At 72.5% G+C, this 26,004-nt stretch carries 25 protein-coding genes; 8 read left to right on the top strand and 17 right to left on the bottom strand.

The window, feature by feature from the left end; genetic code table 11:
- Positions 1–13 precede the first annotated feature (13 nt).
- From casI to ABWI04_RS10665, 8 genes are all read right to left on the bottom strand, one after another.
- The gene (casI, locus tag ABWI04_RS10700) at positions 14–1,669 is read right to left on the bottom strand and encodes a steroid-22-oyl-CoA synthetase (protein ID WP_353832254.1); all 1,656 of its coding nucleotides are present in this window, start codon (positions 1,667–1,669) and stop codon (positions 14–16) included.
- Positions 1,662–2,909 (bottom strand): NADH:flavin oxidoreductase, encoded by a 1,248-nt coding sequence (locus tag ABWI04_RS10695; RefSeq protein ID WP_353832253.1) that lies wholly within the window; start codon positions 2,907–2,909, stop codon positions 1,662–1,664. Before ABWI04_RS10695 ends, casI begins: the two co-directional genes overlap by 8 nt.
- 99 nt (positions 2,910–3,008) lie before the next feature.
- Positions 3,009–3,362: a hypothetical protein gene (locus ABWI04_RS10690; protein WP_353832252.1), complete on the bottom strand. Its 354-nt coding sequence runs from the start codon at positions 3,360–3,362 to the stop codon at positions 3,009–3,011.
- Positions 3,363–3,369: 7 nt separating this feature from the next.
- Positions 3,370–4,113: an ABC transporter ATP-binding protein gene (locus ABWI04_RS10685; RefSeq protein WP_353832251.1), complete on the bottom strand. Its 744-nt coding sequence runs from the start codon at positions 4,111–4,113 to the stop codon at positions 3,370–3,372.
- Entirely contained in the window at positions 4,106–4,855 is a 750-nt protein-coding gene (locus ABWI04_RS10680; RefSeq protein WP_353832250.1) for an ABC transporter ATP-binding protein, read from the bottom strand. The genes ABWI04_RS10685 and ABWI04_RS10680 overlap by 8 nt, the downstream gene beginning before the upstream one ends.
- Positions 4,848–7,058: an ABC transporter permease gene (locus ABWI04_RS10675; protein ID WP_353832249.1), complete on the bottom strand. Its 2,211-nt coding sequence runs from the start codon at positions 7,056–7,058 to the stop codon at positions 4,848–4,850. Before ABWI04_RS10675 ends, ABWI04_RS10680 begins: the two co-directional genes overlap by 8 nt.
- A gap of 57 nt (positions 7,059–7,115) precedes the next feature.
- Positions 7,116–8,534 carry an ABC transporter substrate-binding protein gene (locus ABWI04_RS10670; protein ID WP_353832248.1) on the bottom strand — a complete coding sequence of 473 codons (1,419 nt, stop codon included), beginning with the start codon at positions 8,532–8,534 and terminating at the stop codon, positions 7,116–7,118.
- A gap of 113 nt (positions 8,535–8,647) precedes the next feature.
- Entirely contained in the window at positions 8,648–9,409 is a 762-nt protein-coding gene (locus ABWI04_RS10665; RefSeq protein WP_345179313.1) for an SDR family NAD(P)-dependent oxidoreductase, read from the bottom strand.
- Between the two features lie 250 nt (positions 9,410–9,659).
- On the opposite strand from ABWI04_RS10665, the gene casG reads away from it, so the two are divergent.
- Both casG and ABWI04_RS10655 read left to right on the top strand, forming a co-directional pair.
- A complete protein-coding gene (gene casG / locus ABWI04_RS10660; RefSeq protein WP_345179312.1) occupies positions 9,660–11,267 on the top strand; it encodes a steroid-24-oyl-CoA synthetase in 1,608 nt (535 codons plus the stop codon).
- A 29-nt stretch (positions 11,268–11,296) separates the two neighbouring features.
- The gene (locus ABWI04_RS10655; RefSeq protein ID WP_353832247.1) at positions 11,297–11,809 is read left to right on the top strand and encodes a DUF6624 domain-containing protein; all 513 of its coding nucleotides are present in this window, start codon (positions 11,297–11,299) and stop codon (positions 11,807–11,809) included.
- Positions 11,810–11,815: 6 nt separating this feature from the next.
- On the opposite strand, the gene ABWI04_RS10650 is transcribed toward ABWI04_RS10655, so the two are convergent.
- Positions 11,816–12,607: an SDR family oxidoreductase gene (locus tag ABWI04_RS10650; RefSeq protein ID WP_353832246.1), complete on the bottom strand. Its 792-nt coding sequence runs from the start codon at positions 12,605–12,607 to the stop codon at positions 11,816–11,818.
- Positions 12,608–12,684: 77 nt separating this feature from the next.
- Positions 12,685–14,106 (bottom strand): AAA family ATPase, encoded by a 1,422-nt coding sequence (locus ABWI04_RS10645; protein ID WP_353832245.1) that lies wholly within the window; start codon positions 14,104–14,106, stop codon positions 12,685–12,687.
- 113 nt (positions 14,107–14,219) lie between these two features.
- Between ABWI04_RS10645 and ABWI04_RS10640 the strand changes: the two genes are divergently transcribed.
- Complete coding sequence (locus tag ABWI04_RS10640; protein ID WP_353832244.1) at positions 14,220–14,726, top strand: DUF4240 domain-containing protein; 507 nt, start codon at positions 14,220–14,222, stop codon at positions 14,724–14,726.
- Between the two features lie 9 nt (positions 14,727–14,735).
- Here ABWI04_RS10640 and ABWI04_RS10635 read toward each other — a convergent pair whose 3' ends face one another.
- Complete coding sequence (locus tag ABWI04_RS10635) at positions 14,736–15,740, bottom strand: SDR family NAD(P)-dependent oxidoreductase (RefSeq protein WP_345179303.1); 1,005 nt, start codon at positions 15,738–15,740, stop codon at positions 14,736–14,738.
- A gap of 123 nt (positions 15,741–15,863) precedes the next feature.
- Here ABWI04_RS10635 and ABWI04_RS10630 point away from each other — a divergent pair, with 123 nt between their 5' ends.
- Complete coding sequence (locus tag ABWI04_RS10630) at positions 15,864–16,607, top strand: hypothetical protein (protein ID WP_353832243.1); 744 nt, start codon at positions 15,864–15,866, stop codon at positions 16,605–16,607.
- Positions 16,608–16,764: 157 nt separating this feature from the next.
- Here ABWI04_RS10630 and ABWI04_RS10625 read toward each other — a convergent pair whose 3' ends face one another.
- Together ABWI04_RS10625 and ABWI04_RS10620 are read right to left on the bottom strand one after the other, a co-directional pair.
- Entirely contained in the window at positions 16,765–17,373 is a 609-nt protein-coding gene (locus ABWI04_RS10625) for a hypothetical protein (protein ID WP_353832241.1), read from the bottom strand.
- A gap of 137 nt (positions 17,374–17,510) precedes the next feature.
- Positions 17,511–17,876 (bottom strand): Type 1 glutamine amidotransferase-like domain-containing protein, encoded by a 366-nt coding sequence (locus tag ABWI04_RS10620; protein WP_353832267.1) that lies wholly within the window; start codon positions 17,874–17,876, stop codon positions 17,511–17,513.
- Between ABWI04_RS10620 and ABWI04_RS10615 the strand changes: the two genes are divergently transcribed.
- The 3 genes from ABWI04_RS10615 to ABWI04_RS10605 are packed head-to-tail and all read left to right on the top strand — an operon-like array spanning position 17,835 to position 19,250.
- Positions 17,835–18,017 carry a hypothetical protein gene (locus ABWI04_RS10615; protein WP_353832268.1) on the top strand — a complete coding sequence of 61 codons (183 nt, stop codon included), beginning with the start codon at positions 17,835–17,837 and terminating at the stop codon, positions 18,015–18,017. The two genes, ABWI04_RS10620 and ABWI04_RS10615, sit on opposite strands and share 42 nt — an antisense overlap.
- A gap of 34 nt (positions 18,018–18,051) precedes the next feature.
- On the top strand, positions 18,052–18,660 hold the full coding sequence (locus ABWI04_RS10610) for a TetR/AcrR family transcriptional regulator (RefSeq protein WP_353832240.1): 609 nt from the start codon (positions 18,052–18,054) through the stop codon (positions 18,658–18,660).
- Positions 18,657–19,250, top strand: coding sequence for a GNAT family N-acetyltransferase (locus tag ABWI04_RS10605; protein WP_353832238.1), 594 nt, complete (start codon positions 18,657–18,659; stop codon positions 19,248–19,250). The genes ABWI04_RS10610 and ABWI04_RS10605 overlap by 4 nt, the downstream gene beginning before the upstream one ends.
- Before the next feature lie 3 nt (positions 19,251–19,253).
- Here the strand turns inward: ABWI04_RS10605 and ABWI04_RS10600 are convergent, their stop codons facing one another.
- The 4 genes from ABWI04_RS10600 to ABWI04_RS10585 form a co-directional block, all read right to left on the bottom strand.
- Positions 19,254–19,865, bottom strand: a complete 612-nt coding sequence (locus ABWI04_RS10600; RefSeq protein ID WP_353832236.1) for a PaaI family thioesterase — start codon at positions 19,863–19,865, stop codon at positions 19,254–19,256.
- Entirely contained in the window at positions 19,862–22,039 is a 2,178-nt protein-coding gene (locus ABWI04_RS10595) for an acyl-CoA dehydrogenase family protein (protein WP_353832235.1), read from the bottom strand. Before ABWI04_RS10595 ends, ABWI04_RS10600 begins: the two co-directional genes overlap by 4 nt.
- A 7-nt stretch (positions 22,040–22,046) precedes the next feature.
- Positions 22,047–23,207: a steroid 3-ketoacyl-CoA thiolase gene (locus ABWI04_RS10590; protein WP_353832233.1), complete on the bottom strand. Its 1,161-nt coding sequence runs from the start codon at positions 23,205–23,207 to the stop codon at positions 22,047–22,049.
- Between the two features lie 77 nt (positions 23,208–23,284).
- Positions 23,285–24,877 carry an acyl-CoA synthetase gene (locus ABWI04_RS10585; protein WP_353832232.1) on the bottom strand — a complete coding sequence of 531 codons (1,593 nt, stop codon included), beginning with the start codon at positions 24,875–24,877 and terminating at the stop codon, positions 23,285–23,287.
- 170 nt (positions 24,878–25,047) lie between these two features.
- Between ABWI04_RS10585 and ABWI04_RS10580 the strand changes: the two genes are divergently transcribed.
- Positions 25,048–25,968, top strand: coding sequence for a 3-oxoacyl-ACP reductase (locus ABWI04_RS10580; protein WP_345179288.1), 921 nt, complete (start codon positions 25,048–25,050; stop codon positions 25,966–25,968).
- The last annotated feature ends 36 nt before the right edge of the window (positions 25,969–26,004 follow it).

Raw genomic sequence — 26,004 nt, 5'->3', positions numbered from 1 at the left:
TGCCCTTTCTCGGTCAGGGGAGGAAGCGCCCGCGGCCCGCGGCGGTGAACTCCTCGCGGAGCGCGGCCTTGTCCGCCTCGGTCATCGGGACGTACTCCGGCGAGCCCCGGCCCGCCCACCGGAACACGGGGTCGGACGTGCGCCAGCCGTCGAGCTGCAGCTCCTTCTTCTTGAGCTTTCCCGACCCGGTCGTCGGCAGCGCGTGCGAGACGCGCACGAAGCGCGGCGCCCCCTTGGTGCCGAGGTCGTCCTGGCGGGCCAGGAAGGCGGGCAGGTCCAGGTCCTCGAACGCGACGCCCTCGGGGATCTCGATCGCCGCCATCACCTGGTCGCCGGAGCGCGGGTCCGGCACCCCGAACGCGACCGCGTCCACGATCTTCGGGTGGCGGCGGACGACGTTCTGGGTGAGCAGCGCGGAGATGTTCTCCGAGTCCACCCGGATCCAGTCGCCGGACCTGCCGCCGAAGTACAGGAACCCGTCGCCGTCGACGTAGCCGAGGTCGCCGGTCCAGTACCACCCGTGCCTCACCCGCTCGGCGTCGGCCTCGGGGTTGTTGTAGTAGCCCTCGAACCTGGCCGCGCCGTGCACGTCAACGATCTCCCCGACGGCGGCCTCGGCGTTGGTGACGCGGCCGTGCCGGTCCAGCACGGCGGGCGCGCAGGTCTCGCGCGTCTCGGGGTTGACGACGCGGACGCCGTCGTGGGCAGGGCGGCCGAGCGCGCTCGGCGGCGCCTGCGGATCCCGCTTGATCATGCCGGCGCTCTCGCTGGACCCGTAGCCCTCGACCAGCCGCGCGCCGAAGCGGCGCAGGAACTCGGCCTTGTCCTCGGGGGACGCCTCCGTCCCGAACCCGTGCGTCAGCGTGTTGTCGCCGTCGTCCGGCTTCTCGGGGGTGGCGAGGACGTAGCCGATCGCCTTGCCGACGTAGGTGAAGAACGTCGCGCCGTAGTATCGGACGTCCGGCAGGAACCCGGACGCGGAGAACCTCCTCGCCAGGACGACGGTCGCGCCGACCGCGAGCGACGGCGCCCACAGCGCCATCAGCGCGTTGCCGTGGAACAGCGGCATCGGGCAGTAGCTGACGTCCTCGCCCTTGACGTCGTACTTGGCGCTGTTGTTCCGGCCGAGCTCGGCGAGCCGGCCCTGCGAGCAGCGCGCCGCCTTCGACGCGCCGGTCGTGCCCGAGGTGAACAGCAGGAGCATCTGCGTCTCCGGCGTGATCGACGCATCGGGCTCGGGCTCGCAGGCGTGGGCGGCGACCAGGGCCGGGTAGCCGTCGTCGTCGACCAGCAGGAAGCGGTCGCGCGGGACGCCGATGTCGAGGCCGTCCAGCAGCTCCAGCCCGGCCCGGTCGGTGACGACGAGCTGGAGGTCGGTGTGCCGGACCTCCTGCTCCAGGTAGGCGCCGGTCCGGGTGGAGTTGATGCCGACGATCGTCGCGCCGCCGAGCGCCGCCGCCCCGAGCCACAGGACGTACTCCGGGACGTTCTCCAGCAGGACGCCGATGTGGAACGGCCCGTCCCGGCGCAGTTCGCGGGCGAGCGACGCGCGGGCCGCGCTCTCCCGGACGACCTCGTCCCAGGTCCACGTCCGCTCGCGGCTGCGCAGGCCGGGCCGGGCGTCGCCCAGCCGGGCCAGCAGCATCGCCGCGATGGTCTCGTCACGCACCCGCGGCACCCCAGGCCGGCTCGGTGGACAGGACGCAGTGGGTGCCGCCGTAGATCGCGGTCATGCACTTGTTGCAGTGGATGCACAGCGACTCGGTCGCGGGCTCGTCCTCGATCCGGTTGATCAGGTCGGGCTCGCGCAGCAGGGCGCGGGCCATCGCGACGAACTGGAAGCCCTCCGCCATCGCGGTGTCCATGCCCGCCCGGTCGGTGACGCCGCCCAGCAGGATCATCGGCAGCTTCACCGCCGCGCGGATCTGCCGGGCGTCCCTCAGCAGGTAGAGGTCCTCGTAGGGGTAGGACTTCAGGAAGTGCTTGCCGATCAGCTTGATCCCGAGCTTGGTCGGCTGCTTCATGACGGAGGCGAACTCGTGCAGCGGCGCGTCGCCCTTGAACAGGTACATGGGGTTGAGCAGGGAGCTGCCCGCGGTCATCTGGAGCGCGTCGACCGTGCCGTCGGCCTCCAGCCACCGGGCGACCTGGATGGCCTCGTCGATCCAGAAGCCGCCGGGCACGCCGTCGTCCATGTTGAGCTTCGCGGTGATCGCGATGCGGTCGCCGACGGCGTCGCGGACGGCGCGGCCGATGTCGCGCGCCAGCCGGGCGCGGTTCTCCAGCGACCCGCCGTACTCGTCCTTGCGGTGGTTGACCTTGGGGCTGAGGAACGAGCTCGTCAGGTAGTTGTGCCCCATGTGGATCTCGATGGAGTCGAATCCCGCCTCGACCGCCATCCGGCCCGCGCGGCCGTGCGCCTCGACGACGCGCTGGAGGTCCGCGTGGGTGGCGGCCCTCGCGACGGTCTGCGTGGTCAGGTGGAAGTGGCGGCTGGGCGCGAGCGCGGGGAGCCCGTTGCTCTTGGGGTTGGCGACCGGGCCGGCGTGCCCGATCTGCGCCTGGACGGCCGCCCCCTCCGCGTGCACGGCCTCGGTGAGCCTGCGCAGGCCGGGCATCGCCTCGTCCCGCCAGTGGATCTGCCGGCGGTCGGTGCGGCCCTCGGGCGCGACCGCGCAGTACGCGACGGTGGTCATCCCCACGCCGCCGCGCGCGTGCCGGACATGGAAGTCGATCAGCGCGTCGGTGACCTGGCCGTCCTTGGTCAGCCCCTCGTACGTCGCCGCCTTGATCGTGCGGTTCCGCAGCGTGACCGGGCCGAGTTTCGCGGGCTCGAACACGTCGGGCTTCGGGGCGGTTGCCGGGGGGTGCGGGGGGTCGCCCCCCCGCAGGCGGGTCGGGTGATTCATTGAAAGTCCTCCATCCGGACTAGACGTTAATCAGCGGGATGTCCGGGCACTCCAGACATCCCGCTGACTGGGAGCGACGGGCCGCCTCCGGTGGCGCCGCTAGGCGTCCCGGCGCAGCGCGGCGGCGATCTGGTCGGTCTGGGACTGCTGCTCCACGAGCTGGCGCAGCAGCCACAGGCGCAGGACGCGGGTCACGGCGGCGGCCAGGTAGAGGGCCGCGCCGAGGACGGTCACCGCCAGGAAGCCGATGGCGAGCGTCTGCAGCGAGCCCACGTCCCGCAGGTCGTCCTTGGTGAGGGAGACGTTGTAGGCGACGAGGGTCCCGGCGACGCCGGCGACCATGGCCAGGATCCCGGCGATCCGCGCCGCCCCGTCGAACCGGGACCCGTCGGTCTTCAGCCGCTGCTTCGCGACGTCGTCCTTGAACCGCTGGCGCCGTTCCTCAGTGAGCATGATGGGGTCAACCTCCCAGGTAGTCGCTGGACAGCCGGTCTTCGATCTCGGCGGGCGGGCCGGCCGCCACCACGCGCCCGTGCAGCATCAGCGCGGCGGTGTCGGCGATCGGCAGGACGGCGCGGGCGAACTGCTCCGCGACCAGCACCGACAGGCCGCCCTCGACCAGCTCGGCGACCGTCTCGTACATCCGGGTGACGATCATGGGCGCGAGGCCCATGGACAGCTCGTCGAGCAGCAGCACCGCGGGGTCGCTGCCGAGCGCGCGCGACAGCGCGAGCATCTGCTGCTCGCCGCCGGACATGGATCCGGCGAGCTGGTGGCGGCGCTCGCCGAGGATCGGGAAGCGGGCGTAGGCCCGCTCCTCCAGGTCCTCCAGCCGGGCGCCGGTCCCGGTGGCGGCCCACAGGTTCTCCCGCACCGTCAGGTTGGGGAAGATCCCGCGGCCCTCGGGGATGGCGCAGACGCCGAGGCGCGCCGCGTCCTGCGCCGAGACGCCGTTCACCCTGCGCCCGGCGAACAGCAGGTCCCCGCCGGTCGGCGGGTGCAGGCCCGCGCACACCCGCATCGTGGTCGACTTGCCTCCGCCGTTCGGGCCGAGCAGCGCCAGTAGCGAGCCGGGCCGCAGCGCCAGGTCGACGCCGTGCAGGACCTCGATGGCGCCGTAGCCCGCCCGGATCCCCCTCAGTTCGAGCAGCGGTTCCGGGGACGCGGCGGCGGCCGGTCCGGTGGTCGTGTCCGGTTCAGGCATGACTCGCCTCCTCGGTGCCGATGTAGGCGGCGATGACCTCCGGCGACTCCTTGATCTCCCGCGGGGAGCCGGAGGCGATCAGCGCGCCGTAGTCGAGGACGTGGATGGTCGAGCACAGCCGCATGACCAGCGGCAGGTCGTGCTCGACCAGGCAGATCGCGAGCCCTTCGGCGGCGAGGCCGGTGAGCATCCCGGCGAACGCCTCCGTCTCGCGCTCGGTCTGGCCGGAGGCGGGCTCGTCCAGCAGCAGCACGCGCGGCGAGGTCATCAGCGCGCGCGCCACCTCCACGACCCGGGCCCGCCCGATCGGGATGTCGGACACGTCGCGGTCGGCGACGTCCGTGAGGCCCGTGCGCTCCAGGACGCGGTCGGTCTCCTCGTCCAGGTCGAACCGTTTGCGGGTCGTGGCGCGCAGGACGTCGCCCGCGACGCGGACGTTGTCGCGCACGGACAGCGACAGGAACAGCTCCAGCCGCTGGAACGTCCGCGCCATGCCGCGCCGGGCGCGCCTGGCCGGGGACAGCCGGGTGATGTCGTCCCCGTCCAGGAGCACCTGGCCGGACGCGGGCCTCTGCAGGCCGGTCATGGTGTTGAACATCGTGGTCTTGCCCGCGCCGTTCGGGCCGATGAGCCCGGTGATGCGGCCTTCGTCCATGGTGAGGCTCACGTCGTCCACGGCGGTGTTGCCGCCGAACCGGACGGTGACGCCGCGGGTCGCGAGCAGGGGCGGGCTCTCAGGCATTGACCGTTCCCTTCAGGCCGAGTTCGCGGTCGAGGCGGACGCGCAGCTCGTCGGTGTAGGGCTCGTCCACGCCGGCGAGCTCCAGCGGCACCGGGCGGGCCTTGCGCCCCTCCTCCAGGTAGGCGCGGCCCACGGCGGGCAGCAGCAGGACGACGCACAGCGCGGCCAGCGCGAACGTCCACGTGCCGATCACGCCGGTCAGCGCGAGGACGTACAGGACGGCGCCGAGCGCCCCCGCCCCGAACAGCGGCGGGCGCGCGGTCCGGATCGCCCGGTAGCCGTCGACGAGGTCGTGGACGAACCCGCTCGGGTTCCGGCCGACGCCCATCCCGACCAGCGCCGTCCCGACGAGGACGAGGTGGCCGAGTGCCCGGTAGACGGTGGCCATGCCCTCGTTCTCCAGGGCCAGGTCGCCGAGCGTGGAGACGAGGACGGCCGAGCCGACGCCCGCCATCAGCCCGCCGAACAGGGCGCCGCTGAGGTAGCCGATGCCCGCCACCACGACGAGCATGAGCAGGGCGAGGCTGCCGGTGAACGAGAAGTTCTCCTGCGCGACGGTCCCGGTCGCCGCCGACATCAGCACGCCGCCGAGCCCCGCGATCGCCGCGGAGATCATGAAGACGCTGAGCTTCAGCCGGACGAGGTTCTGCCCGAGCATCGCCGTCGCCGCCGGGCTGTCCTTCATCGCCGCGAGGCGCCGGCCGTAGCCGCTGCCGCGCAGCGCCGCGAGCCCGACGGCGATGAGCGCGAACAGCACGGTCGCGGTCATCAGGGAGGTCGTCCCGTTCCGCAGGTCCAGCGGGCCGGCCTTGAGGGGCGGGACGACGAGCGCCCCGTCCGGGAAGAGGGTGAACCTCATCCCGAACAGCTCGTGCTCGGTGGTGTCGCGCAGCACCATGTTCGACAGGAACTCGCCGAACGCCATGGTCGCGAGCGCCAGGTACAGGCCGCGCAGCCGCAGCGCCGGCAGCGCGACGAGCCCGCCGACCAGCGCCGCCGCCGCGACGCCGAGCAGCACGCCCTGGAGGTTCGTCCGGGCTCCGAGCCCGCTGCCCTGCACGCCGAAGTGGAACGCCACCACCGTCGCGACCGCCCCGAACGCCAGCGGCGCGAGGTTCAGCTCGCCCGCGTAGCCGGTGAGGACGGTCAGCGACAGCGCGATGATCGCGAACGTCATGCCGAGCGAGAACGTGGTGACGGCGCCGTCCGACAGCAGCAGGCTGTAGAGGTAGACCACCGCGACCAGCACGAGCCCCCACACCGCCGCGGACCGGACGGTCGGCGGCCGGTACCGCTCGCGGGTCCGGATCGCGGCCCCGCGCAGCCGGTCCTGGGGCAGCACCACCAGCACCACGAACAAGATGATCATCGGCAGCGAGACGCGCAGGTTGCCGGTGAACGTGCCCGCCGACGGCAGGTAGGCCAGCACGTAGTTCGCGGCCAGGCCGAGCACCATCGCGCCGGCGAACGTCCGGGGGATGCTGCGCAGCCGCCCGAACATCGCCGCCGCGAACGCGTCGATCACCAGCAGCGTCAGCGCGTTGGCGTCCAGCCCGCCGCCGCTGATGGGCACGATCAGCACCCCGGCGAGGACGGCCAGCGTCGACCCGAGCGCCCACGACAGCATCGCGGCGCGCTCCGGGTCGTGGCCGTTCAGCCGCAGCAGGTCCGGGTCGTCGACGGACCCGCGCATCACCACGCCGACCCGGCTGCGGGTGAACAGCACCCGCAGCCCGGCCGCGATCGCGACGGCGGCGACCAGGCACACGATCTCGTGGTACCGGACCACCACCCCCGCGATCGTGATCTTCGAGCCCGCGCCGAAGAACATGGCGACGGTGTGGGCCTCGTCGGGGTTCCAGATCCACTGCGCCAGGTAGACGGTCCCGAGCAGCACCGCCACCGTCACGATGATCTTCGTGACGTCGGCGGTGCCGCGCAGGCCCCGCATGATGGCGGCGTGCAGGGCGGCGCCCATCGCCGGGCCGGCGACGCCGACCACGACGATCAGCGCGAGCCACACCGGCCAGCCCCACCGCTCGGTGCAGTGCCAGTACAGGAACGTTCCGAACATGGCCTGCGCGCCATGCGCGAAGTTGAAGATTCCCGAGGTGTTGTACGTCAGCACGAGCCCCGAGGCCGCGATGGAGTACACCGAGCCGAGGACCAGGCCGAGAATGGTGTAGGTCAGGAACGTGGTCACGTGGTCACCGCCACTTGTTCACCGCCATGGGGAGGACGCCTCCGGCCGCCGTCGCGGTCAGGACGCCTGGGGCTTGATGACGTCGCCGGTCAGGAACTTCGTGGAGATCCGGTCGTCGTTGAGCTGCGTCCCCCACGTCTTCGGGTCCGTCTTGACGACGAAGTCGCCGCCGCACTCGAACTCGCCGACGTTCTTCGGGTACACCTGCTCGTACCTGGTCTTGTTCAGCTTGACCATGAGCGAGCACGACGCCGGCTTGTTGTTGCCCGGGTCGGTCGGCGCGTGCAGGCCGCCGCCCGTCCACTCGTGAACCTTCGACAGCTCGTTGATCACGCACTGCCGGGTCAGGTCCGAGCCGCACTTGCTCGCGGACTGCGCCCACAGCAGGAACGCCGAGGTGGCCTGCATGCCGAGCAGCGCGACCTTGCCCTTCTTCGCGTTGACGAGGTCGGTGTACTGCTTGACCGCCGGGACCTTGTCCGCGTTCTCCAGCGGCTGGAAGATCATGCCGACGTGCAGGCGGTCACCCGCGCCGGAGGTGTTCCACTTGGAGACCAGCGAGCTGTACCAGGTCGCCTCGAACACGTAGGTGGGGTCGGCGCCCGCCCGCTCGATCGACTCCAGCAGATTGAACTGCCCCGGGTCGGGCGAGTCGGACGTCCACAGGTACTTCGCCCCGCAGTCCTTGATCTTCTTGGCGAACGGCATGTAGCTGCTCTCGCCCGCGTCGTTCAGCCGGACGCCGCACTCCAGCGGCTTGACGCCGATCCCCTTCATCGCGCTCGCGACCTTGTTGGTGCCGGTGCTGACGGCCGGGGACGTCGACAGCAGCAGGTCCGTCTTGTCCTTGTAGTCGGGGAACATCTTCTGCGCGATGCGCAGCGCGCCGATGTTCATCATGTCCACCGGGTACGGGACGGCCTCGTACTTCATCGGGCCCATCGCCGCGTTCGGGCCGACGGTGAAGCCGGCGACGGTCGGCAGCTTGCAGCCCACCCGGTACTGCTCGGCGGCCTCGTCCATCGCGAAGCCCTGCCCGACGAGCATGAAGTCCTGCTTGCAGGACTCCTGCACCACCTTCGCGGACTGCATGTAGGCGGCGTCGTACTGGTTGCCCTTGATCTTGCGCCCGTTGATGCCGCCCTGCTGGTTGCACCAGTCGATCATGGCGCTGACGGCGTCGCCCATCTCCTTGGACAGGCCGGGCGCGGAGGTGAAGCCGCGGTCGTCGCCGAACCCGATCGCGATCTGGTCGTCGGTGACGCCCTGGTCGGTCTTGCCCTTGGCGTCGCCGGGCCCGCACGGCGACGGCAGCGTCCCGAACGCCTTGGCGCCCGCGCCCGCGCTCGGGCCGCCGCCTGGACCGTTCCCGGCGGCCGTCCCGTCGGTGCCCGAGCGGTCGCTGGCACAGGACGTCGTCACGAGTGCGACCGCGAGGGCTCCCGCCGCGAGGCGCCCGATCTTGTCGACCTTCATACGGACGTGCTCCTTTCACCGGCGCGCGCGGACGCGGCCGGTGGCATGGGGTGGGTTGAGATGGGGTGGTGGGGTGTTGCCAGGCGGGGGGCGTGGTCTCTGTCGCCGCCGGTTCAGCCGAAGTGGGCCTGGCCGCCGTCAAGCGGGATGGTGGCGCCGGTGAGGTAGCGCATGGCCGGCTGGACGAGCGCCGCCACGGCCTTGCCGATGTCGTCCTCGCAGTCGCCGATGTAGCCGAGGGGGATCGTCCTGCGGAACTCCTCGGCCTCCTCGGGGTTCGTCTCCGCCCACCACTTCAGCCCGGGCGAGAGGGCGTGCGGGGCGATGCTGTTGGCGCGGATCCCGTCCGGTCCCCACTCGGCGGCGGCCGTGCGGGTCAGCGACCGGAGCGCCTGCTTGGCGGCCGCGTAGGCTCCGAAGGTGGTGGGGTCCCAGCGGACCATGGCGGAGGTGACGAGGTTGACGATGCTGCCGCCGCCGCGCGCCTTCATGTGCGGGTGGCACGCCTTCATGAACGCGAACGCGGCGAACGGGCCGGTCGTGAACCCCTTCCGGAACGCGCGGTCGCTCATCTCCAGGAGCGGCCCGTAGGCGCCGGAGTAGGCGTTGTTGACGAGGATGTCGACGCCGCCGAACGTCGCGGCGACGCGCTCGACCACCGCGGGGATCGCCTCGGTGTCGGCGACGTCGCACTCGAACGCCTCGGCCTCGGCGCCGCGCGCCCGGACCAGCTCGCACGTCGCGTCGAGCTTGGCCCGCGTCCTGCCGAGCACGGCGACCGCCGCGCCCTCCGACGCCAGCGCGAGGGCGATGCCCTGCCCGACGCCCTGTCCCGCTCCGGTCACGATCGCGACCTTGCCGCTGAGGCTTCCCATGAAACGACTCCGCTCAGTCCTGCTCGCGCCCAGCCCGGTCGTGTCGCCGCACGCGGCGGGACCGGGCTGAATCAGTCCTGGTGAGGGCCCATGGTGATGTGATGGGGACCACGTGAAGGGACCAGTCCCGCTCACCGGGAATTACCTCGACCGGAGGTGCGGGCGACGGTCCCGCTGAGCGGAATGCCCTGGTGAAGCCCGTGGTGGGGCGGCCGACAATGAGCGCGTCCGGCGAGGAGGAGGGGTCCCGATGGAGATCGTCCGGCAGCTGACCGGTCCCGGCGGCGAGTTCGAGCTGCGGGAGGAGGAGGTGCTCGGCGCCCGGATCCCGGTGTTCGCGAACCGCGCCCGAAGCCTCGGCGAGGTGCTCGTCCACTCGGCGTCCCACGGCGACCGCGACTACATCGTCACCGCGGACCGGCGGCTGAGCTTCGCCGAGCACGCCGCCGCCGTCGCCTCCATGGCGAAGGCGCTGCGCGACGACCTCGGCGTGCGCCCCGGGGACCGCATCGCGATCGACGCCGCCAACAGCCCCGAGTGGATCGTCTCGTTCTGGGCGGCGATCGCCGCCGGGGCCGTCGCGGTCGGCTACAACGCCTGGTGGGCGCCCCGCGAGATCGAGTACGCCCTCGGGCACACCGACCCGAAGGTCGTCATCGCCGACGAGAAGCGCGCCGCGCTGATCTCCGAGGACGTGCTGACGATGGAGCGGGACGTCCCGTCGCTGACGCGCCGCTACCCCGGCGCCGTCCTGGAGCCCCCGCGGGTCGCCGAGGACGACCCGGCGGTGATCCTCTACACGAGCGGCACGTCGGGCCGTCCCAAGGGGGCCGTCCACTCGCACCGGAACCTGACCTCGGTGATCGAGTACCACCGCTTCAACGACGCCCTGATGCGCGCCTTCGGCGACCCGGTGGACCCCGCGTCCCGCCGCTACCTGCTGGCGCTGCCGCTGTTCCACATCGCGTGCCTGCACAACCTCGCCGTGCCCCGGCTCGCCACCGGCACCGCCGTGATCATGCACGAGGGCGGCTTCGACGTGGACAAGGTGCTCGGCCTCATCGAGCGGGAGCGCGTGACCAACTGGGGCGCCGTCCCCACCATGGCGCACCGGATGATCGAGCACGGCGACCTGTCGAAGTACGACGTCTCCTCGCTCACGGCGTTCTCGCTGGCCACCGCGCCGTCCTCACCGGCGTTCAAGGAGCGGCTGCGCGCGGTGTTCCCGCCCGCGAAGGGCGGCCTGGTCGACAGCTACGGCCTCACCGAGTCGTGCACCGGCGTGTCCACCGCCACCCCCGCCGACCTGGAGGAGGCGCCGGGGACCCTCGGCCGCCCGTCGGTCGGGGTGCAGCTGGAGATCCGCGACCCGGACAACAGGCCGCTCCCCGACGGAGTCGAGGGCGAGGTCTGCGTCCGCAGCGCCTACAACATGGTCGGCTACTGGCGCGACCCCGAGGCCACCGCCCGCGCGTTCGACGCCGACCGCTGGCTGCACACCGGCGACATCGGCATGGTCGAGCAGGGCCGGCTGCGGCTCACCACCCGCCGCTCCGACCTGATCATCCGCGGCGGCGAGAACGTCTACCCGGCGGAGATCGAGAACGTCCTCGCCGAGTACCCGGGGCTGCGCGAGTGCATCGTCATCGGCGTGCCCCACCCCGACCTCGGCCAGGAGGTCGCCGCGGTCGCCGTCTTCGCCGACGCCCCGCCCGCCGCCGAGGAGCTGGCCGACTTCGCCCGGGAGCGGCTCGCCTACTTCAAGGTCCCGTCCCGCTGGCACGTCACCACCGACCCCCTCCCCCGCAACGCGACCGGAAAGGTCCTCCGCAAACAGGTCGAAACCGAAGTCCTGTAACCCGCCCGGCTTCTCGCGATAGTGGAGGCATGCTGCGGGACGAGTTGTTACGCCGGGCCGAACACGACCAGCGGGTCCGGGAGGCGGCCGAGCCCGATGGACGGCTGACGCTCGTGCAGGGGCTGCGCTCCCTCTGGACCGACCGGCGCAACACGACGTGGCTGGCCCGCGCCGTCCGCCGGCACGGATGGCCGGGCGTCGCGGCCGTCGGCGCGGAGGCCGCGCACGCTGCCTGGCTGCTCGCCCAGCACGCCGACCGGCGGCCGCACCTCCAGCGCATGTTCCTCAGGGCCTTGCGCGGGGCGGTCGAGGCTGGGGACGCCGACCGTGCGGACCTCGCCTACCTGGAGGACCGCGTCCGGGTCAACGCCGGGCGCCCCCAGCTGTACGGGACGCAGTACGGCACGGCCGGAGGCGTCTTCGGGCCGCGGCCGATCGAGGACCCCGGCGGCCTCGACGAGCGCCGCGCCGAGGCCGGGCTGCCTCCGATGGCCGAACAGGACGCCCGCATGCGCCGCCTGGCCCGCGGCGAGCAACCGTGAGCTCGCTCAGCCTGCCGCCGCTGGGGCGGGGGCGGGGTGGCCGAGCTGCTCGGCCTGGAAGTCCTCCCAAGTGCGCTTGCCCTGGTCGGCTCCCTCAACGGAGAGGTTGTCGCCGGCGCGGTAGGCGCGCCCGGCCTTTCCCGGGATGCGGACGGGCATCGTCGCGCGGCGCTTGCCGCTCGCCTTCAGGTAGCCGCGGATGAGCGTGCCGATCGGGAACACCTGAGGCCCGGCCAGGTCGGGAACGCGGCCGGCCGGTTCGCCCAGCGCCAGCTCCACGAGCCGCTCCGCGACGTCGCGCGCGTCCACCGGCTGGAAGCGGAGCCCGCCCGGGACCGGCACCACCGGGGACTTCGCCATCCCCTGCACCACCTTGAACACCAGGTCGTGGAACTGCGCGGCCCGCAGGATCGTGTACGGCACGCCCGACCCCTCCACGGCCCGCTCCACTTCCAGCTGGGACCTGAGCCAGGCCAGCGGCACGCTGTCGGCCCCGATGACCGAGATGAGCACGAGGTGCCTCACCCCCGCGCGCGAGGCGGCGCGCACCAGGTTCCGCGCGACCACGTCATCGCCCTTGTTGCCGCCCGCGAGGTGCAGGACGGTCTCGATGCCGTCCAGCGCGGCGTCGATGCCCTCGTCCCTGAACAGGTCGCCGGTCACATACTCGACGCCGCCGGCGGGCTTCCGCTCGCTGCGGCTGAGCACCCGCACGTCCCGCCCGGCTTCCCGCAGCCGCGGGACGACCTGCCGCCCGAGCGTGCCCGTCCCACCGGTGACCAGGATGGCCGCTGCCATGACTCCTCCAAGTGAATCCCTTATGTCTTCACCCGTCACGACTGGCCCGGCGCCGAAAACGTGACATCGGCGCTCGTCTACTGGCGCCAGGCGCCGACCACATCGTCGGGACCCCAGCTCAGGGCGACGTCTCCGGTGATGTCCGCGCCGGAGAGCGACACCACGACGAGCCCCGCGACCGGCGGGTCCAGGCCGGGGACCTCGTTCGCGGCTCGGCGGAGGTCCGCCAGGTCGCGGTCGTCGAACGGGCCGTTCAGCCATTTGATCGAGCCGGCGAAGTGGATCCGGTTCGCCACGGGAGCGCGGTCGGCGCCGACGAGGTCGACCTCCGGATCGAAGCGGCGGTTCCACCAGCCGCCGACGGCACCGAGGTCCGCCCAGGGCAGATCCGACAGCTCTAGGGCCTGCCGGACGAGCGGTTCCACGGCCCGGCCCCGCCAGGACGTCCAGCGGCGCTCGATCAGGCGGAAGCCCGCGTCCGGCCGTCCCCGGCGGGCCTGCTCGTGGGCCGACCGGAGGACCGCCAGGTAGAGGCGCATGTTGCTGTCGGCGATCCGGTACAGGGCGGGCCTGCCCGGCTTCGTGGAGAGGGGGTGCTCCTCGGCGAGGACGCGCTTCTCCCGGGTCAGCCGGCGCAGGAGGGGCGACAGGGTCCCGGACGGGAGCGCCTCGCCGCGCCCACCGGCCGCCGCGGCGATGTTGGCGTGCGTCCGGTCGCCCGAGCCGATGGCCTCCAGCACGCGCCGCGCCGTGTCGGGATTGGGGAACTCCGCCAGAAGGGACGCCTCCGGCACGCCGAACAGGGCCGCCGCCGGGTCGGCGCACTCGTCCCGCATGAAGTCCAGCGCGGGCGTGGCATGAGGCCAGGTCCGGACGATGCCCGGAAGCCCTCCGGAGACCAGGTGCGCGTCGATGGCGTCGGCGGCGCCGAGCCCGAGTGCCCGGCCCAGGTCGGCCGGGTTCAGCGGACCGAGCACCAGGTTGTCGGCCCGCCCGTAGAACGGCCGGTCGTACGCGGTGAGGCGCTCCATCATGTGCAGGTCGCTTCCCAGGAGCAGGAGCAGGACGGGCTTGGACGAAAGAAGCCGATCCCACGCGGTCTGCAACGCGCCGTCGAACACGGGGTCCTGCTCGGCGAGCCACGGCAGCTCGTCCAGCACGACGATGGACGGCGTGTCCGGAAGCGTCGCCGCCAGGACCCTGAACGCGTCGGGCCAGTTGCCGCCGTCCAACCGGGGGACGAGGTCGGGTTCGCTCGGCAGGGCCGATTCCCTGAGGTCGCGCGTGAACGCGGCCACCGCCTCGACGGGCGACGCCCCCTTCGTGGCGGCCGAGAACAGGTACGGCACACCGGCCCGGTCGCAGAACTCCTGGACGAGCCGCGACTTGCCCACCTGGCGACGACCGCGCAGGGCGACCGCCGTCCCGGCCCCGGTGGTCGCGACCCGCTCCAGCCGCTTCCCCAACAGCGCCAGCTCAGCCCTCCGACCGATGAACATCGGGCCCCCCAAGTATGTAGCACGAATCTACGTAGATTCAGTCTATGTAGATTGCGGCCACTGAACCAGTCCCACACCGGTGAACTGTCGGCGGCTCCTGGTTGGCTTCGGCCATGACCGACGAGCGTTTCTGGGACGTGATCGAGGCCGCGTGGGCGCCCCTGGGCGCCGAGGTCGCCGCCGCACGACGGGCCCTCACCACCCGCGACCTGTCCGCGGACGTCTGGGAGATGACCGAGATCTCCGTGGTCGACAAGGCCCTGGACGCGTTCCTCGGCAACCTCGCCGAAGCCGCCCGCGACCTGTCCGCGAGCGAGCTGACCGACCTCGACCGGGCGTGCGAGCGACTCCTCTACGACATCGACCGGGCCGACGTCCACGAGGTGACGGACGGCTCCGACGACGGCTTCCTCTACGCGCGCGGCTTCGTCGTGGCCATGGGCCGCGACTTCTACACGGCCGTCGCCGCGGACCCCCGCGTCGCCGTCCCGGACGCCGAATGCGAGTCGATGTGCTACTTCTTCGCCCACCGGCACAACGAACGCTTCGGGGACTTCCCGGACACCGGCTCGGGCATCTCCCGCGAGTCCTGCCGCAACTCCGACGGCTGGCCTGACTGAGGCCGGTCGTCAGCCGGCGGCGTGATACTGGCGGATGAGCCATGCGTCGTCGTGCTGCTCGGCGACGACGGACAGCCGCACGGAGCGGTCCTCACCGGTGGGGGCGGTGAAGGTCACTTCGGCGAACCCGCTCACCAGGCGTTCGCCGAGGCGGGTCTCGCCGAGCACGTCGACCCGGGCCGTCGTGCCTTCGGGGACGTCGGCGTAGTAGCCGAGGATCTCCTCCCTGCCCCGGCGCAGGGAGGGGGTGATGCCCTGGAAGAGCGCGTCCGGGCTGAAGAGCGAGGCCAGGTCGGCGGGCCGGCGCCGGTCGAAGGCGCGCCGCCAGGCGTCCAGCAGCCCCGGGAGGACGCCCGGCGCCGACCGCACGGTGTGCAGGACCTCGTGCTCCCACTGGTGCCGCGGCTGGCCGTGCAGGCGCCAGTAGTGCTCGGCGATGTCGTCGGGATCGAAGTCGGTGCCCGGCGCGACGGCTCCGTCGACGGTGACGCTGGCGGCGTGCACTCCGGCGTCCCCGTACCGCTGGTCGAGGACCCGGACCAGGGTCCGGACCCCTGCCTTGCCGAGGGAGAGGCTGGTGTACTGCCATTTCGGCTCGGGCATGCCTCCGGTGATGAGGATCGATCCGCTTCCGCGGCGCGCCATCTCCGGAGCCAGATGGGCGGCGGCGGTGTGCGCGCCGACGACGTTGACCGCCCAGGCCTCCAGGTGTGCGCGCGCCGACAGCTCCCCCGGCGCATCGGCCTGGACGATCGCGGCGTTGTAGACCACGACGTCGGGCAGGCCGTGTGCTGCGACGGCCCGGTCGAGGGCGGCCCGCAGGGCGTCCTCGTCGGCGCAGTCGGCCGCGAGGGTGACGACCGGCACCCCGCTGGGCTCGACGGCGCGAGCCGCGGCCCGCAGCGTCTCGTCTCCGCGAGCCACGAGGGCGATCAGATATCCCTCCCTGGCGAATCTGCGCGCGACCGCCTGCCCGATCCCCGGACCTGCTCCGATGACCACCGCTCCGGACACTCTCCGCCTCCTCGAAACCATCGGTCGGCAACACCTCGCACGCTAAAGCGTCACATCCATGTGAGGGTCAAGGCCGAAAGGGGGGAAGGACACGGATCAGTGCTCGTGTGGTTGGGTCGACCCGTGCGACCCACCATGATCGCGGCCCTCGCCGTCACCGCCCTCACCGCCGCCGGCTGCGCGGACGCCGCAGCCGAGCGGAACGCCGCGGGTGACGCGCGGGCCAGCGCCCGGACGGTCGGCAACGCCATGTACGGCACCCGGCTGGTCGAGGCGGACGACATCGGCCATCACATCGCGGACCTCAAGGGCGTCAGGGTCCTGAAGGTGACGGGTGCCCGAACCGGTGACCCCGGCGGCGTCCGTGTGATCATGCGGGTCTCCGGCAGGGCACAACGAAGCGAGGGCCTGTTCCGGGGCCCCGGACAGATCACCGTGGACCGCTGCTTCGAGCTGACCTTCGACGGCGGGCCCGGCGAGTGGAACCCCGCCCCGCCGCCCGCCCCCTGCCCGGACGGCGCTCCCCCGACGTTCGCCCCATGGCCCGAGACACCGCCGATCTCCGTCACGCGGATCGAGCGAGCCCTGCCCAAGGTGAACGCGCTTCCCTCGGGACGCGGCGTGGAGGAGAGGGACGTCCGCGCCGCGCTGGCGAAACTCGGCCTGCACCCCGCGATCAGAATCGAAACCGAGCCCCAGTCCGACTTCGCCGTGGGCGTGGCTCTGGTCTCCGGCGCCACGACGACGGGTAAGGGGCGCTGCGTCCTCGCCAGGGTCAGCCCAGGCAAGACGAAGGCATGGGCCCCGTCCCGAACCGAGGCCACGCGGGGCTGCAACCCCCACACCGCCCTGGGCACCGGCCGCTAGTGCAGTGACCCGTCCGAGGTACCTGTCGGGCGTCCGGTCGCGAACCAACGATGGGCGAACAGAAGGGCCCGGCTAGCGCCGGGCCCTTCTGGGGGGCTTCGGCTGGCGCCGAAGCCTTTGTGGCAGGTGACGGCCAGTGGCCGTTACCCGTGAAGGGTCAGATGCCCCTCCGATAGGTCACGCGCCCCCTGTCGCCGAAGATCTTCAGGGCTTCGTCGTCCCAGAGGCCGCGGAGATCGATGTCGCCTCCGATGGTGCTGATGCGGAGGCTCTGGGGGTGGTCCGCCACGATCTGCACGGATCCTCCCTTGGTCCACGCCGTGAGGTCACCGCTGGTCCTCCCGACCGTGATGGGCTGGCCGAAGCGGCGCGTGGTCCTCACCTGGAACGAGGAGTCCAAGGGAATCTCCTCGACCTCGATGCGCTTGGCGGAGTGCAGGTGTGCGACCCGGAGCGGGCCGGTCATGGTGATACGGCCCCACGTGTCCACGCGGATGTAGTCGGAGCCGCGCGGGACACGCACGATGACCGCCGTGAGGTACCCGCCCCTCTTCCACAGGCGCTCACACCTGATGATCACGTGCCTGTCGTCGACGGGCTCCAGGATGGCCCGCTCGGCGATCCTCTTGAGGTTGACGCCCTCCAGGACGACCTGGATGTCCTGACGGTCCTCGGCGACGACGGTCACCGGAGCCGAACCGCCCACGATCATGGGACGGCGGTCGGACGGCATGGTCAGAAGGCGCTGGCTGAGAAGACGACGCATGTCGTGCTCCTTGAGTGGTGTAGACGTTTCGGTTGCGTGACACACGCGCCTCGTGCGCGGGTGTCACCCACCACCGTCCATGGCGACAGCACCGCCGCAGCAGGAAGCCGTCAGCCGAACGCGCCTCCCTGCGCTCCCTACCGAGAATCCAGAACCTCGAAGATGTCGCCGACGACGCTGACGGCCTGGTCGTCGTTGATCGAGATCACGGGCCACGTCCGGGCGGGGTCGCCGGTCAGCCGGTCGTGCCGCGCGGCCCGCCCCCGGTTCCGGTGCGGCAGCACGACGAACGGGACCAGGCCGAGCCCGGCGGTGGAGTCGACGGCCCCAGGATCGTCCGCACCTTGGAGCGGCCGCAGATCCGGCCCGGCGAGAGCCGCCCCGGCCGAGATCCCCACGTAGGCCAGGGACCCGTCGGCGACGGCGGGCGCAGCAAGGCGATCGAACCCGCTACGACGAACATGCTCAAGCAGGAAAATGGGGTACCCGCCGGCGACGAACACGACCTGGGCTCCGTCCAGAACGCGCCCGACGTCGTCACCCGAGGCCCCTTCGAGATCGGGGCACTCGAAGCGGGGCACGACGCCGGGACGCGGGGGCGGGGCCTGCCGATCGTGCAGGCGGTGGTCGCCGCGTTGCCGTAGAGTGAACGAAAGTTCATTTTATTTCGGGGGTTCCATGCCGCGCACTGCCGAGCAGAACGCCGCGCTGCGCGCGGCAACGCTCGAGGTCATCCAGACGGCCGCCGTCCGGGTCTTCGCCCGCCGAGGGTTCGCGGCGTCGACCGTCCGCGACATCGCGCGAGAAGCGGACGTGAGCATCGGGTCGATCTACCGCCACTACGCCACGAAGGACGAGCTGTACCTGGCCCTGCTCGACCAGGCTGTCGCCGGCCTCGTCGCGCTCACGGCCGAGATTTCGGGAGAGGGGCGGCCGGTGGACCTGATCCGCGCGTTCACCGCCCGCTTTCTGGCCGACGTCACGGCCGACGACGGCGCCGCCGAGTTCGTCGTCGTCGTCAACCACGGGGTCACCACCGACACACCACCCGGCACGGTCGAGCGAATCGTCGGGGCGCAGCGCTCGATGTGGCACGCCTTCGCGGAGTGCGTGCGGCGCGGCCAGGCCGCCGGCGAGTTCGGCGGCGGCGATCCGGAACAGATCACGGCGTGCTACTTCGCCACCCTCGGCGGGCTGACGACCATGCGGCTCGCCCTCGGTGCCGAGCTCGCCGTCCCGGACGTCCACATCGTGCTGAGGGTACTCACGGAAGGAGCGTCCGGATGATCGAGGTCAGGCGCGGCGATGACCTGGGCGAGGACTACCGGCGGCGGATCACCGCGGTGCTGGTCCACGGCTTCGCCGAGGACTTCGCGTTCTTCTCCTCCGATCCGGAGAAGCTCGCCGATGCGTTCCAGCACATGATCCTGCTGAACCGGTTCTACGTCGCCCTCCTGGAGGGCGAACCCGCGGCCGTCGCCTCTGTCACCACAGGTGCGCAGGAGTGCTTCGCGCCCCGCTGGTCCGAGATCCGCCGCCACCTGGGCGCGGTGCACGGCACGATCAGCCACCTCGTCCTTCGCTCCCAGTTTCTCGGCGCGGCGGACGAGACCCGGGCGGGCCTGGCAGAGATCGGCTTCGTCACGACCGAGCCCGGCAGCCAGGGACGCGGGGTCGCGACCGCGCTCATGCGGCACATCCTCGCCCTTCCCGAGTACGACGAGTTCGTGCTCCGCGACATCAAGGACACCAACGCCCCGGCGCTCGGCCTCTACGCCAAGCTCGGGTTCACCGAGTACCGGCGGCGCCCCGTCAGGTTCGCCCGGCGTGCGGGGTTCACCGACTACGTCTCCATGCGGCTCGATCAGACGGGGTGACGGTCAGCGGGGGCGGGGCGGGTACTTGGCGATGAAGAGGCCCTCGGCGGTCACGCAGTCCTCGCCGCCGGCCTGGATCGCTCCCACCGTGCGGATCTTGCGGCCGTCCACGGAGACCTGGCGGGCGCTGATCGTCAGGGGCTCGAAGAGGGGGGTCAGGCGGTGGTAGCGGAGGGTGAGTTCCGCCGTCATGCCCGACTTGCCCGCCCATCCGTTCGCCACGCCGAGGGTGTGGTCGAGGAGGAGGGCGGAGATCCCGCCGTGGACGCTGGACGGCGGGCCCTGGTAGGGCAGGCCCAAGGTCGTGGCGGCCTCGATGGTGCGGGAGTCCGCGGCGGTGTATGCGAGCGGCGGGGCGATCGGGTTCTCGGGGCCGGTGACCGGGTCGTGGCGGGTGTTGCCGTCGCCGCGCCACATGTCGACCAGGCGGTCGCGCAGCGGCGGGGCCGCCGCCTCCAGGTCGTCGGCCACGGCGTTCAGGCGGTCGGCCACGTCGGACATGTCGGCGCCCGAGAGGTCGCCGGAGCGGACCAGCGCGTCGACGACGCGGCGGGCCGCGGCGGCCGCCGCGTCCACGCCGGTCGCCTGGTGCTCGGCCTGGAGGTCGAGGCTCACGACGCCGCCTGCGGGTCGCGCGGAAGGCCGAGCAGGCGCTCGCCGATGATGTTCAGCTGGACGTCGGTGGTGCCACCGGCGATCGACATGTTGCGGGAGTTCAGGAACATCCAGGTCGGGTCGCCCATCCCGCCCTCTCCCTCGCCGGAGAGGGCTTCGGGGCCGATCCACTCCACGGCCGTCTCCCACACCTGCTGGATGTGCTCGACGCCGATCAGCTTGCCGATGCTCGACTCGGCGCCGGGCTGGCCGCCCGCGAGCGAGCGCAGCGTCGTGCGCAGGCCGAACAGGCTGCTCGACTGCGCGTCGCAGAGGATGCCGCCGAGCGTGGTCAGGCGCTCGTCGTCCGCGTCCGTCGCCAGTTTGAGGAGGGCCTCGCCTCCGCTGCCGAGGGACGAGTCGTTCGAGAGCGAGACGCGTTCGTTGGCGAGGGTCGTGCGGGCGAGCTTCCAGCCGTCGCCCGGCGCGGCGACGAGGAGGTCGTCGGGGATGAAGACGCCGTCCAGGAACACCTCGTTGAACAGGGTGTCGCCGGTCAGCTCGCGCAGCGGCCGGATGTCGATGCCGGGCGACCTCATGTCGAGCAGGAAGTACGACAGGCCCTTGTGCTTCGGGACGGACGGGTCGGTGCGCGCGAGCAGGATGCCCCAGTCGGCCTCGCGGGCCATGGACGTCCACACCTTCTGCCCGGTGATCTTCCAGCCGCCCTCGACCTTCTCCGCGCGGGTGCCGAGGGCGGCGAGGTCGGAGCCGGCCCCGGGCTCGGAGAACAGCTGGCACCAGCGGATGTCGCCGTGCAGCGAGGCGGGCAGGAAGCGCTCGTGCTGGGCGGCCGAACCGTGCGCGATCAGCGTCGGCACCACCCAGTTGCCGATGATCATGTCGTGGGCGCGCAGGCCGGCGGCGCGCATCTCCTCGGCGATGACGAGCTGGGACACCGCGTCGGCGCCCTTGCCCCAGGGCCGGGGCAGGTGGGGCGAGGTGTAGCCGCGGGCGGCGAGGTAGGCGAGGCGATCCTTGCCGTCCAGGGCCTTCGCGGGCTCCAGCTCGGCGCGGACCTCGGCGCGGATCCGCTCGGCCTCCGGGGGGAGCTCGACGCGGAGTTCGCGGCGGACGCCGTCGAGGGTGAGGCGGGCGACGCGGCGGCGCCAGGACGCGGCGGAGCCGAGCAGGACGCGGAGGGTCTGGGCGCGGCGCAGGTAGAGACTCGCGTCGTGCTCCCAGGTGAAGCCGATGCCGCCGAGGGTCTGCACGCAGTCCTTCGCCGTCTGGAACGCGGCCTGGACGCTGGTGGCCCCGGCGACCGCCGCCGCCAGCGACGCCTCCCGCTCGCGCCCCTCGTCGTGGGCGCGGGCGGCGTCCCAGGCGCAGGCGCGGGCCTGTTCGGCGTGCGCGAGCATCCGCGCGCAGCGGTGCTTGACCCCCTGGAACTGCCCGATGGGACGGCCGAACTGCTCGCGGACCTTGGCGTACTCGGCGGCGGTGGTCGTCGCGCGGTCCGCCAGGCCGGACGCCTCGGCGGCGAACAGCACCGCCGCGAGGTCCCGCACGGCCTGCGAGCCGATCTCCAGGACCGCCCCGTCGGGGACGGTCCGGTTCTCCGGTCCGACCCTGCCCAGTCGCCGGGTCAGGTCGTGGCTGGGCAGTTCGTCCACCCTCACGGCGTCCCGGGGCAGCAGGATCCAGGCCGTCGCGTCGCCGTCCTTCGCCGGGAGGACGAGAAGATCAGCCAGGGGGGCGCCCAGGACGGGCCCTGACGTGCCGGTCACCGTGATCTCGCCGCCCGAGCGGGAGATCGCCAGGCTTCCCGCGTCGAGCCCGACGGCGCCGACCGCGCTCCCGTCGGCGAGGGACGGCAGGTGCTCGGCATGTCCCGCGCGGTGCAGCACGGCGCTCGCGAGCACCGTCGGAAGGAAGGGGCCGGGGGTGACGGCCCGTCCGAGTTCCTCCAGGACGACGGCCAGTTCGACCATCCCGTAGCCCGCGCCGCCCGCGTCCTCGGGGAGGTGCAGGCCGAGCAGGCCCTGCGCGGCGAGGTCGTCCCAGAACGCGGGAGCCTTCTCCCGCTCGGCGTCCACGGCGGCGCGGACGGCCGCGGGGGTCACCTGCCGGGAGGTGAACGCGCGCACGGCGTCGCGGAGGTCGCGGTGCTCCTCGGTCAGCCCGATGGTCATGTGCTCCTCAGATCCGTTCGATGATGGTGGCCGTGGAGTGCGCGCCGCCCGCGCACATCGTGACGAGGGCGGTCGACCTGTCGGACCGCTCCAGCTCGTTCACGGCCTGGGTGATGAGGCGGGCGCCGGTGGAGCCGACCGCGTGGCCGAGGGCGATGGCGCCGCCGTTGACGTTGACGCGGTCCATGTCCGCGCCGTGCACAGAGGCCCACGACAGCACGACCGACGCGAACGCCTCGTTGATCTCCACGAGGTCGATGTCGGACAGCGTCATCCGGGCCCGGTCCAGCACGTGCCGCGTCGCCTCGATCGGCCCGTCCAGGTGGTAGTACGGGTCGGAGCCCACCATCCCGGACGCGATGATCCGGGCCCGGGGGCGCATCCCCAGCTCGGCGGCCCGGTCCGCCGCCATCAGCAGCACCGCGGCGGCGCCGTCGCTGATCTGCGACGAGTTGCCCGCGGTGTGGACGCCGTCCGGGAGGACCGGCTTCAGCCCGGCGAGCGCCTCGGCGGTCGTGTCGCGCAGACCCTGGTCGCGGGTCACGACGGCGGTCTCCCCCGTGGGGCCCTCCCTGGTCATGACCGGCGCCTCGATCTCCAGGATCTGGCCCGCGAAGCGGTCCCGCGCCCACGCCGCGTTCGCCTTGACCTGCGACGCCAGCCCGAACGCGTCCGCGTCCTCCCGGGTGATGCCGCGCTTCTTCGCGATGCGCTCGGCCGCGGTGAACTGGTCGGGCATGTCCAGGTCCCAGCCGTCCGGCGCCGGGCTGCCGGTCTCCGGCGTGAGCGCCTGGCCGAGGAAGACCCGGCTCATCGCCTCGACGCCGCAGCCGATCCCGGTGTGCACCGCCCCGGACGCGATCAGCCCCGCCACGAGGTGCACGGCCTGCTGGGACGACCCGCACGCGCAGTCGATCGTCGTGCACGCCGTCTGGTACGGCAGGCCCGCGTACAGCCAGGCGTTGCGTGTGACGTTGTTGGACTGCTCGCCCGCCTGCGTCACGCAGCCGCCGACGACCTGCCCGACGGTCGCGGCGTCGACGCCGGCGCGTTCGAGCAGCCCGCGCTGCACCGCCCCGAGCAACTGCGCCGGGTGGAGCCCCGACAGGACCCCGTACCGCTTGCCGACCGGGGTTCGGACGGCATCGACGATGACGGCCTCGGGCATGACGGACACTCCTTCACTACGAACAAGCGGATCGGTACGCCGCCCCGAACACGCGGCGGCGTTCATCGGGCGGCAGGTCAGGCCGTGGGCTCGCCGGTGAGGACGCGTCTGGCCCAGCGGTAGTCGGCCTTGCCGCTCGGGGAGCGGACGACGGGGGTGAAGGCGACGACGGCCGGGATCTTGTAGCCCGCCAGGTGCGCGCGGCAGTGGATGCGCAGGTCCTCGGCCGTGGCGGACGCGCCGGTGCGCAGCTCGACGACGGCGGCGACGCGCTCGCCGAAGCGTTCGTCGGGGACGCCCGCGACCAGGGCGTCCATCACCGCCGGGTGCGCCTTGAGTGCCTGCTCGACCTCTTCGGGGAAGACCTTCTCGCCGCCGGTGTTGATGCAGCCGGAGCCGCGCCCGAGGACGACGATGGTGCCGTCAACCTCGACGCGGGCCATGTCGCCGAGGATCGACCAGCGCGTCCCGCCGATGACGGGGAAGGTCCGGGCGGTCCTCACCGGGTCGTTGTGGTAGCCGAGCGGGACGTGGCCGGAGCGGGCGACGTGGCCGACCTCGTCCGAACCGGGCGGGACCGGCTTCATGTCCGCGTCGACGACGGTGACGTGCGGGCCGGCGGCGAGCCGCATCAGGCCGTCCTCGCCCACGCTGATGCTGCCGTCCACGCCGGACTCGGAGGCGCCGAAGCCGTTGTTGACGTGCAGGCCGGGGATCAGCTCGGCGAACTCCTCCTGGACGCTGCGCGACAGGATCGCGCCGCCGGAGCCGAGCACCCTGAACGAGGACAGGTCGTGGCGGGCGCCGTGCGCGCGGATCGCGTCGGCGAGCGGGCGCGCGATCGCGTCCCCGACCACCGTGACGATCACGGGCTTCTCGCGCTCGATCAGGGCGAGGGCCTCGACCGGGTCGAAGCGCCGCATCAGGACCGCGGTGGAGCCGGTGAACAGCGACATCAGCAGCGTGTAGGTCGCGGCGCCGTGCATCAGCGGCATCGTGAGCATGTAGCTGAGCGCGAACCCGTCGCGCGCGGCGGCGGCGAGGGACTCGGCGGTGAGGTGCGGGCCGCCGTAGGGGTTCCCGCCCTTCACCGCGGCCATGTAGAAGTCCTCGTGGCGCCAGACGACGCCCTTGGGCAGCCCGGTGGTCCCGCCCGTGTAGAGGATGTAGCGGTCGTCTGCGCTGCGGCCCTCCCGGAGGGACGGGTCGGGCTCGGTCTCGTCCGCGTCGTAGGCGGCGACGTCGATCCGGGGCGGCCATGCCGCGTCGCCGCCGGTCCCGACGACCGCCACGTGGCGGAGCGCGGGGCAGTCGCCGGCCACCCGGGCGGCGGCGGGGGCGAACTCCGCGTCCACGACCAGGCCCGCCAGCTCGGCGTCGGTGTAGATGTGCCGCAGTTCGCGGTCGGTGTACCGGTAGTTGACGTTGACCGGGACGGCGCGGGCCTTCAGGCAGCCGAGCAGCGTCTCGACGTACTCGGCGCTGTTCGGCATGTGGACGCCGACGTGCTCTCCGGGGGCGACGCCCGCCGCGCGCAGCCGGTGCGCCACCGCGTCCGCCCGCCGGTCCAGTTCGGCGAAGGTCGCCCTGCGGTCGCCGCAGACGAGGGCGGGACGGCCGGGCACGGCCGCGGCCACCGCCTCGAAGAGGGTCGCCAGGTTCAGCGTCATGGCGCGAGACTAGAATTCATTCTCATTCGCGGGCAACGGCTGTCCCACTCAGCGGTCCGCGCCGGTCGAACGGCCGCCGCGGGCCCGCTCAGCGGGACGTCTCCGGTGGCGGAACTAGAATACGTACTAGCCTCCCGGCGGACGTTCCCCACACCGACCCGGAGGCTCAGATGAACGCCGACCTCTCCCTGGCGGGCCGCACCGCCGTCGTCACCGGCGCGGGCGCGGGGCTGGGCCGCTGCGAGGCCCTCGCCCTGGCCGCGCGGGGCGCCAACGTCGTCGTCAACGACATGGGACCGGCCGCCGAGGAGGTCGTCGCCGAGATCGAGCAGGCGGGCGGCCAGGCCGTCGCGGTGACGGGGGACGTCGGCGACTGGTCGATGGGCGACACGCTGGTGTCGGCCGCCGTCGACACGTTCGGCTCGCTGGACGTCCTGGTCAACAACGCGGGCGTGCTGCGCGACAAGATGCTGTTCAACCTGTCGGAGTCGGACTGGGACGACGTCGTCCGCGTCCACCTGAAGGGGCACGCGGCGGTGTCGCGGGCCGCCGCCGTGCACTGGCGGGCCGCCAGCAAGGCCGCGGGCGGCCCGGTCTACGGGCGGGTGGTCAACACCGCGTCGGAGGCGTTCCTGTTCGGGTCGGCGGGCCAGCCGAACTACTCGGCGGCGAAGGCCGGCATCGTCGCGCTGACGCTGTCGACAGCGGCGGGCCTCGGCCGGTACGGGGTGCGCGCCAACGCGATCTGCCCCCGCGCCCGGACGGCGATGACCGAGGCGACGTTCGCCGAGGGCACCTCCCCCGGCGGGCTGGACTCCATGGCGCCCGAGCGGGTCGGGACGTTCGTCGGCTACCTCGCGTCCCCGGCGGCGGAGAAGATCAGCGGGCAGGTGTTCGTTGTGTACGGCGACATGGTCGCGCTGATGGCCGCGCCGACCGTGGAGCACAAGTTCACCGCCGCGGACGGCGTCTTCTCCGTCGAGGAGCTCGGCGAGCAGATCACCCCGTACTTCGAGGGGCGCGAGCCGCACCGGACCTACGCCGCCTACAGCGTCGCCGCGCTCGACGACACCGGCACCAGCAGGCACTGAGGCGCGACGCCGGCCCGCCCCGCGCGACGCGCGGGG

It is taken from the genome of Actinomadura sp. NPDC000929 (assembly GCF_040492065.1).
Lineage (GTDB): Bacteria > Actinomycetota > Actinomycetes > Streptosporangiales > Streptosporangiaceae > Spirillospora > Spirillospora verrucosospora.
The sequence above is the reverse complement of the archived record's forward strand: the minus strand, read 5'-3'. Positions and strand labels throughout refer to the sequence as shown.

What these genes read in the sequence shown, in the direction of transcription:
- ABWI04_RS10695 (WP_353832253.1), bottom strand. Translation starts at nt 2,909, where the DNA reads ATGAATCACCCGACCCGCCTGCGGGGGGGCGACCCCCCGCACCCCCCG.
- ABWI04_RS10690 (WP_353832252.1), bottom strand. Translation starts at nt 3,362, where the DNA reads ATGCTCACTGAGGAACGGCGCCAGCGGTTCAAGGACGACGTCGCGAAG.
- ABWI04_RS10685 (WP_353832251.1), bottom strand. Translation starts at nt 4,113, where the DNA reads ATGCCTGAACCGGACACGACCACCGGACCGGCCGCCGCCGCGTCCCCG.
- ABWI04_RS10680 (WP_353832250.1), bottom strand. Translation starts at nt 4,855, where the DNA reads ATGCCTGAGAGCCCGCCCCTGCTCGCGACCCGCGGCGTCACCGTCCGG.
- ABWI04_RS10670 (WP_353832248.1), bottom strand. Translation starts at nt 8,534, where the DNA reads ATGAAGGTCGACAAGATCGGGCGCCTCGCGGCGGGAGCCCTCGCGGTC.
- ABWI04_RS10665 (WP_345179313.1), bottom strand. Translation starts at nt 9,409, where the DNA reads ATGGGAAGCCTCAGCGGCAAGGTCGCGATCGTGACCGGAGCGGGACAG.
- casG (WP_345179312.1), top strand. Translation starts at nt 9,660, where the DNA reads ATGGAGATCGTCCGGCAGCTGACCGGTCCCGGCGGCGAGTTCGAGCTG.
- ABWI04_RS10655 (WP_353832247.1), top strand. Translation starts at nt 11,297, where the DNA reads ATGCTGCGGGACGAGTTGTTACGCCGGGCCGAACACGACCAGCGGGTC.
- ABWI04_RS10650 (WP_353832246.1), bottom strand. Translation starts at nt 12,607, where the DNA reads ATGGCAGCGGCCATCCTGGTCACCGGTGGGACGGGCACGCTCGGGCGG.
- ABWI04_RS10645 (WP_353832245.1), bottom strand. Translation starts at nt 14,106, where the DNA reads ATGTTCATCGGTCGGAGGGCTGAGCTGGCGCTGTTGGGGAAGCGGCTG.
- ABWI04_RS10640 (WP_353832244.1), top strand. Translation starts at nt 14,220, where the DNA reads ATGACCGACGAGCGTTTCTGGGACGTGATCGAGGCCGCGTGGGCGCCC.
- ABWI04_RS10625 (WP_353832241.1), bottom strand. Translation starts at nt 17,373, where the DNA reads ATGCGTCGTCTTCTCAGCCAGCGCCTTCTGACCATGCCGTCCGACCGC.
- ABWI04_RS10615 (WP_353832268.1), top strand. Translation starts at nt 17,835, where the DNA reads ATGCTCAAGCAGGAAAATGGGGTACCCGCCGGCGACGAACACGACCTG.
- ABWI04_RS10610 (WP_353832240.1), top strand. Translation starts at nt 18,052, where the DNA reads ATGCCGCGCACTGCCGAGCAGAACGCCGCGCTGCGCGCGGCAACGCTC.
- ABWI04_RS10605 (WP_353832238.1), top strand. Translation starts at nt 18,657, where the DNA reads ATGATCGAGGTCAGGCGCGGCGATGACCTGGGCGAGGACTACCGGCGG.
- ABWI04_RS10595 (WP_353832235.1), bottom strand. Translation starts at nt 22,039, where the DNA reads ATGACCATCGGGCTGACCGAGGAGCACCGCGACCTCCGCGACGCCGTG.
- ABWI04_RS10590 (WP_353832233.1), bottom strand. Translation starts at nt 23,207, where the DNA reads ATGCCCGAGGCCGTCATCGTCGATGCCGTCCGAACCCCGGTCGGCAAG.
- ABWI04_RS10585 (WP_353832232.1), bottom strand. Translation starts at nt 24,877, where the DNA reads ATGACGCTGAACCTGGCGACCCTCTTCGAGGCGGTGGCCGCGGCCGTG.
- ABWI04_RS10580 (WP_345179288.1), top strand. Translation starts at nt 25,048, where the DNA reads ATGAACGCCGACCTCTCCCTGGCGGGCCGCACCGCCGTCGTCACCGGC.